This window comes from Pelomonas sp. Root1237, assembly GCF_001425055.1.
Taxonomy (GTDB): domain Bacteria; phylum Pseudomonadota; class Gammaproteobacteria; order Burkholderiales; family Burkholderiaceae_C; genus Pelomonas.
The window spans coordinates 1-5,859 of the sequence record NZ_LMDK01000013.1; the positions used below are offsets into that span (position 1 = coordinate 1).

The 5,859-nt window shown below is 63.6% G+C and carries 5 protein-coding genes; all 5 read left to right on the plus strand.

Features of this window, described 5'->3' with window-relative positions; all coding sequences use genetic code 11:
• Positions 1 to 5: 5 nt before the first annotated feature.
• Positions 6 to 744 (plus strand): tryptophan 7-halogenase (locus tag ASC91_RS30925; protein WP_394326321.1); only part of this gene is annotated, 739 nt, incomplete at its 3' end.
• Between the two features lie 272 nt (positions 745 to 1,016).
• Positions 1,017 to 2,648 (plus strand): glycoside hydrolase 43 family protein, encoded by a 1,632-nt coding sequence (locus ASC91_RS12760; protein WP_056197274.1) that lies wholly within the window; start codon positions 1,017 to 1,019, stop codon positions 2,646 to 2,648.
• A 46-nt stretch (positions 2,649 to 2,694) separates the two neighbouring features.
• A complete protein-coding gene (locus tag ASC91_RS12765) occupies positions 2,695 to 4,143 on the plus strand; it encodes a glycoside hydrolase family 43 protein (RefSeq protein WP_082532652.1) in 1,449 nt (482 codons plus the stop codon).
• Between the two features lie 264 nt (positions 4,144 to 4,407).
• The coding region (locus ASC91_RS30930; protein ID WP_394326322.1) for an alpha-N-arabinofuranosidase at positions 4,408 to 5,498 on the plus strand (1,091 nt) is incomplete at its 3' end.
• A gap of 53 nt (positions 5,499 to 5,551) precedes the next feature.
• The coding region (locus ASC91_RS28850) for an alpha-L-arabinofuranosidase C-terminal domain-containing protein (protein ID WP_327082879.1) at positions 5,552 to 5,859 on the plus strand (308 nt) is incomplete at its 3' end.

Here is a 5,859-nt window from a genome sequence, read left to right on the forward strand (position 1 = left end):
AGGAAATTCAGCAGCCCGAAGAAAAGGATTGGTTTCGCCKGGCCCCGTACACCCAAGCCACGGCGCTGGAAGGGGGCTGGGCGTGGCGCATCCCGCTGCAGAACCGCACCGGTCATGGCCACGTCTTCTCAAGCCGCTTCATCGACGCCGACCGTGCCCGCGAACAACTGCTGGCCCGGCTCGACGGCAAGCCGCTCGGCGAGCCGCGGCTGCTGCGCTTCACCACCGGCCACCGCGAGCGCTTCTGGGTGCACAACGTCGTCGCCATCGGCCTGTCCTCGGGCTTCCTGGAGCCGCTGGAGTCCACCAGCATCTACCTGATCCAGGACGGCATCAGCCGCCTCATGACCCTGCTGACGGCCGGCCGGCCGGTGGACGAGAACGACCGGGCCCTGTTCAACGACGGCGCGGCACGCCGCTTCGCGCGCATCCGCGACTTCATCATCCTGCACTACTGCCTGACCCGCCGCCGCGACAGCGAGCTGTGGCGGCACGTGTCATCGATGGAGCTGCCCGAGACCCTGGCCTTCCGGATGGAGCTGTGGCGTCGCTACGGCGTGCTGCACGAATACGACGAAGAGGGGTTCGACGCCACCAGCTGGCTGGCCATCCACGCCGGCATGGAGCACTGGCCGGAGCGCAACGATCCGGTCTTCGCGGAGATTTCGCCGGAGCGCGCCACGCAGGCGCTGGACCAGCGTCGCCCTCCCCACAGGCGCCCGCCAACTTCGGCAAGCTGCGCGANAGAGGGGTTCGACGCCACCAGCTGGCTGGCCATCCACGCCGGCATGGAGCACTGGCCGGAGCGCAACGATCCGGTCTTCGCGGAGATTTCGCCGGAGCGGGCCATGCAGGCGCTGGACCAGCGTCGCAAAGCCATCGAAGCCTCGGTGGCGCGCATGCCGCAGCACCATCGCATGCTGCTCAAGATGCTGGGCTGATCCCTGGCTCGTCTTGAGCTCATGGGGTCCTGCGACCAATGAGTTGGCTCGCAAAAACTACTCCAGAGACAAAACATGAACAAACACCCTGACGGCCTGTGCCGGCCGATTTTTCCCCTCCTGATGGCCCTCCTTCTCTCCGTCGGATCCCACACTGTTCAGGCGGCAGAGGCTGCACAGGCAGCGCCTGCCCACAACCCGCTGATCTGGGCCGACGTCCCGGACATCGCCGTCATCCGTGTGGGCAAGACCTACTACATGAGCAGCACGACGATGCACATGAGCCCGGGCCTGCCGATCATGAAGTCGACCGACCTGGTCAACTGGAGCATGGCCTCCTACGCCCATCAGAACCTTGCCGACAACGAAGCCTTCCGTCTCGAGAACGGCAAGAACGCCTACGGTGCAGGCTCCTGGGCCAGCAGCCTGCGCTACCACGACGGCATGTTCTATGCCTCGACGTTCGCCGCCACCACCGGAGGACGCACCCACGTCTACACCACGCGCGATCCGGAACGCGGCCCGTGGAAGGAGACGAGCTTCGAGCCCTTGATGAATGACCACAGCCTGTTCTTCGACGACGACGGTCGCGTCTACATGGTCTGGGGCTGCAATCGCATCATGCTCACCGAGCTGAAACCCGATCTCACCGGCACCAAGCCGGGCGGCGTGAACAAGGCCATCATCGAACACGTCAACGCCGTCTTCGGCGCCGACCAGGGCGGGCTGTGTGGGGAGGGCTCGCAGATTTCCAAGATCAACGGCCGCTACTACCTCGTCAACATCGCCTCGCCGGGGAGCCGCTGGGCGCGCACCGTCATCGTCAGCCGCGCCGACACCCTCGACGGCCCCTACGAGAGTCGCATCGCCCTCGATGACCGTGGTATCGCCCAGGGCGGCCTCATCGACACGCCGGAAGGCAAGTGGTACGCCTATCTCTTCAAGGACAACGGCGCCGTCGGTCGCATCCCTTACCTCGTGCCAGTGACCTGGAAGGACGGCTGGCCGGTGCTTGGCAAGGACGGCAAGGTGCCGATGACGCTCGACATCCCCGCCGGCGCGCAAGGCGTCTCCGGCGCCTCCGGCATCGTCGCCTCCGACGAATTTGACCGCCAGCCCGGCGACCCCGACCTGCCCCTGGCCTGGCAATGGAATCACAACCCCGAGCCGCGTGACTGGTCGCTCACCAAGCGCCCGGGCCACCTGAGCTTGGCCACCAGCCGGACCGTTCCCACACTGCTTGAGGCACGCAACACCCTCACGCAGCGCACCTTTGGCCCGCGCAGTTCGGCGACCACCAGCATCGATGTGAGCGGCATGAAGGACGGCGACTGGGCCGGCCTGGCCGCATTTCAAAGGCAGTACGGTTTCGTGGGCGTCAAGATGAGCGACGGCGCCCGATCCCTCGTCATGGTGAGCGCCGAAACCGACAAGCCCGAAGAGATCGCTTCCATCCCCCTCTCCGGCAAGACCGTTCACCTCAGGGTCGACTGCGAATTTGAGCCCGGGCCTGAGCTTGCCCGCTTCTCCTACAGCCTGGACGGCAAATCGTGGACTCCCATCGGTCGTCCTTCGCGCCTTGCCTACACCTTCCCGCACTTCATGGGTTACCGCTACGGCCTCTTCTATTACTCGACCAAGATTGCCGGCGGCCGCGTGGACTTTGACTACTACCGGGTCGGGCAAGGGACGCAAGACGGGCGCTAGGACGGCGCAACTTCATTTCTCCGCCTTCTCTCATTTTCCGCCGCTCATGAAAAAAACAGCCTTCTCCGCAGTTGTTCTCTCGTCCGTGCTGGCCTTGCTGCCCGCAACGTCGTTCGCGCGCAACCCGGTCATTCAAACGATGTACACGGCCGATCCGGCCCCCATGGTCCATCAGGGCACGCTCTACCTGTTTTCTAGCCACGACGAAGACGTCGGGGAGGCCAACAACTTCAATATGAAGAATTGGGTGCTCGCCACGACGACGGACATGGTGAACTGGACTCAGCACGGCGCGGTCGCCTCCCTGCGAGATTTTCCTTGGGCCTCCAAGGAGAACTCCGGCTGGGACGGCTATGACAACGGTGCCTGGGCCCCTCAAGTGATTGAGCGCGATGGCAAGTGGTATCTCTATGGCCCGGTGCAAGGCCGTGGCATTGGCGTGCTGGTGGCCGATAACCCCCTGGGCCCCTATATCGACCCGATCAAAAAGCCGCTGATCGCCGGCCACGCCGGCGGCCTGTACGACAGCATCGATCCGACCGTTTTCATCGACGACAAGGGTCAGGCCTATCTCGCCTGGGGCAATCCCAATCTGTGGTCGGTGAAACTGAACAAGGACATGATCTCCTACGACACCAGCGTCGGGGACAAGGGCATCATTGGCCATCCGATGACCGTCAAGGCCTTGGGCGAGCGCAACCCTCCGGACACAGTAGGCGTCACGAAGCCGAAGCCTGCTTTGCGCGGCACATCCTACGAAGAGGGTCCTTGGCTCTATAGGCGCAAGAATCTCAACTACCTGTTTTTTGCCGCCGGTCCCATCCCTGAGCATCTCGGCTACGCCACCGGCCCCACAGCCCAGGGCCCGTGGACCTACGGCGGCGCCGTCATGGCTCCGCAAAGCGCTTTTACCAACCACCCGGGCGTGGTCGATTACAAGGGCAAGACCTACCTTTTCTATCACAACGCCGACCTTCCGGGAGGCGACGGCTTCAAACGTTCCATATGCGTCGATGAGTTGAAGTTCAACCCCGATGGCTCGGTCCCGATGGTGCAGCCAACCAAGGAAGGGCCGGCGCCGGTCGCCACCCTCGATCCCTACAAGCGAGTTGAAGCCGAGACCATTGCCTGGTCTTCCGGCGTCAAGATCGAGCCCAGCAGCGCCGGCGGCCAGAATGTGCGCGACATCCATGACGGCGCCTATATCCAGGTGCGAAATGTCGATTTCGGCGTGACCGGCGCGCGCGCCTTCATGGCCAGCCTCGCCAGCACGGCCGAGGCGAAGGAGCCCAGCGGGGCAAAGATCGAGATTCGTCTGGGCAAGCTCGACGGCCAGTTGGTCGGCACTCTGCCGGTGTCAGGAACCGGCGGCGAATGGAAGCAGCAGTTGGCCCAGATCTCCGGAGCCTCCGGCGTCCAGGATCTCTTCTTCGTATTCCGCGGTGCGGCCGGCGAAGAACTGTTCAAGTTCGATTACTGGCAATTCTCGAAATAACTGAACAAGGCGGTCCGCGCATGGCGCCGCCGAAGAATCAGCGGGATTCATTGCGATCAAACACATGGCGGCTTTGCAGCTGTCTTGAGACCCTATATGAAAACAATCAAACACAGCCTCGCCGTTCTCGGCCTGATCGCGGCCCCGGCTTTTGCCGCCAACGAGGTCAGCATCAACATCGACGCCGGCAGGCCCGGCCCGGTCATCAGCAAGTATGTGTACGGCCAGTTCGCCGAACACCTCGGCACCGGCGTCTATGAAGGCATGTGGGTCGGCACGAAGTCCAACATTCCCAACACCCGTGGCTGGCGCAATGACGTCGTCGGCGCGCTCAAGGACCTGCATGTGCCGCTGGTGCGCTGGCCGGGCGGCTGCTTCGCCGACACCTACCACTGGCGCGACGGCATCGGCCCGCAGGACAAGCGACCGAGCAACGTCTGGGGGACCCACGTCGAAGAGATCAACGCCGTCGGCACCCATGAGTTCTTCGACCTGATCGAGATGCTGGGCGCCGACGCCTACGTCAACGGCAACGTCGGTACCGGCAGCGTGCAGGAGATGGCCGACTGGGTCCAGTACATGACTGCGGAAGGCGGCTCGCCTCTGGCCAGGCTGCGCGCTCAGAACGGGCGCGAGAAGCCGTTCAAGGTCGCTTTCTTCGGTGTCGGCAATGAGTTGTGGGGTTGCGGCGGCAACATGAAGCCCGACTACTACGCGAGCCTGTACAGCAACTACGAGCATTTCCTGTGGGCGCCCGAGAAGTCGCGGCCGAAGATGATCGCCAGCGGCGGCAGCGGCTTCGACACCGCGTGGACCCAGGTCCTGAGCAAGGAACTGAAGGGCCGCACGATCGGCATCACCGTCCACCAGTACACCGTCCCGACCGGCAACTGGGACGTCAAGGGCAAGGACCTCGGCTTCAAGGAAGGCGAGTGGATCTCGACCCTGGCCAATACCTTGAAGATGGATCAGCTCGTCAAGGATCACGTGGCCATCCTGGACAAGAACGATCCCCAGAAGAAGATCGGACTGATGGTCGACGAGTGGGGCACCTGGTATGACGAAGCAGGCGCCCGAAGCGCGCTGTTCCAGCAGAACTCCCTGCGCGACGCGCTGGTGGCGGCACTCAACTTCCACATCTTCCATCAGCATGCGGAGCGGGTCCCCATGACCACCATCGCCCAGATGGTCAACGTCCTGCAGGCGATGATCCTGACGGACAAGGTCTATGTGGCGCGCGATGGCAATTGGCTGAAGATCACGCTTGAAATCGTGCCCGCCGAGGACGATCCCTATGCCTGGCTCAGCGCGCATGACGCCGCTGGCGAGCGGCGACACCTACGACCGCTATGTCGNGGTGGCGGCACTCAACTTCCACATCTTCCATCAGCATGCGGAGCGGGTCCCCATGACCACCATCGCCCAGATGGTCAACGTCCTGCAGGCGATGATCCTGACGGACAAGGAGAAGATGGTCCTGACCCCGACCTACTACGCGTTCCAGATGTATGCGCCGTTCCAGGATGCCAAGTCGCTGCCGCTGGCCATCAAGGACAACACCAGCTACACCCTGGGCGCTGTGACCATTCCGGGCGTGAGCGCTTCGGCGGCACGCGCCAAGGACGGCAAGGTGTACCTGGCGCTGGTCAACACCGATCCGTCCAAGGCGGTCGATGTCGCCGTCAACGTTGCGGGCACGAAGGTCAACGGTGCGGC

Excerpts from the sequence above, each read along its gene's own strand:
- ASC91_RS12760 (WP_056197274.1), top strand. The coding sequence starts at position 1,017 with ATGAACAAACACCCTGACGGCCTGTGCCGGCCGATTTTTCCCCTCCTG.
- ASC91_RS12765 (WP_082532652.1), top strand. The coding sequence starts at position 2,695 with ATGAAAAAAACAGCCTTCTCCGCAGTTGTTCTCTCGTCCGTGCTGGCC.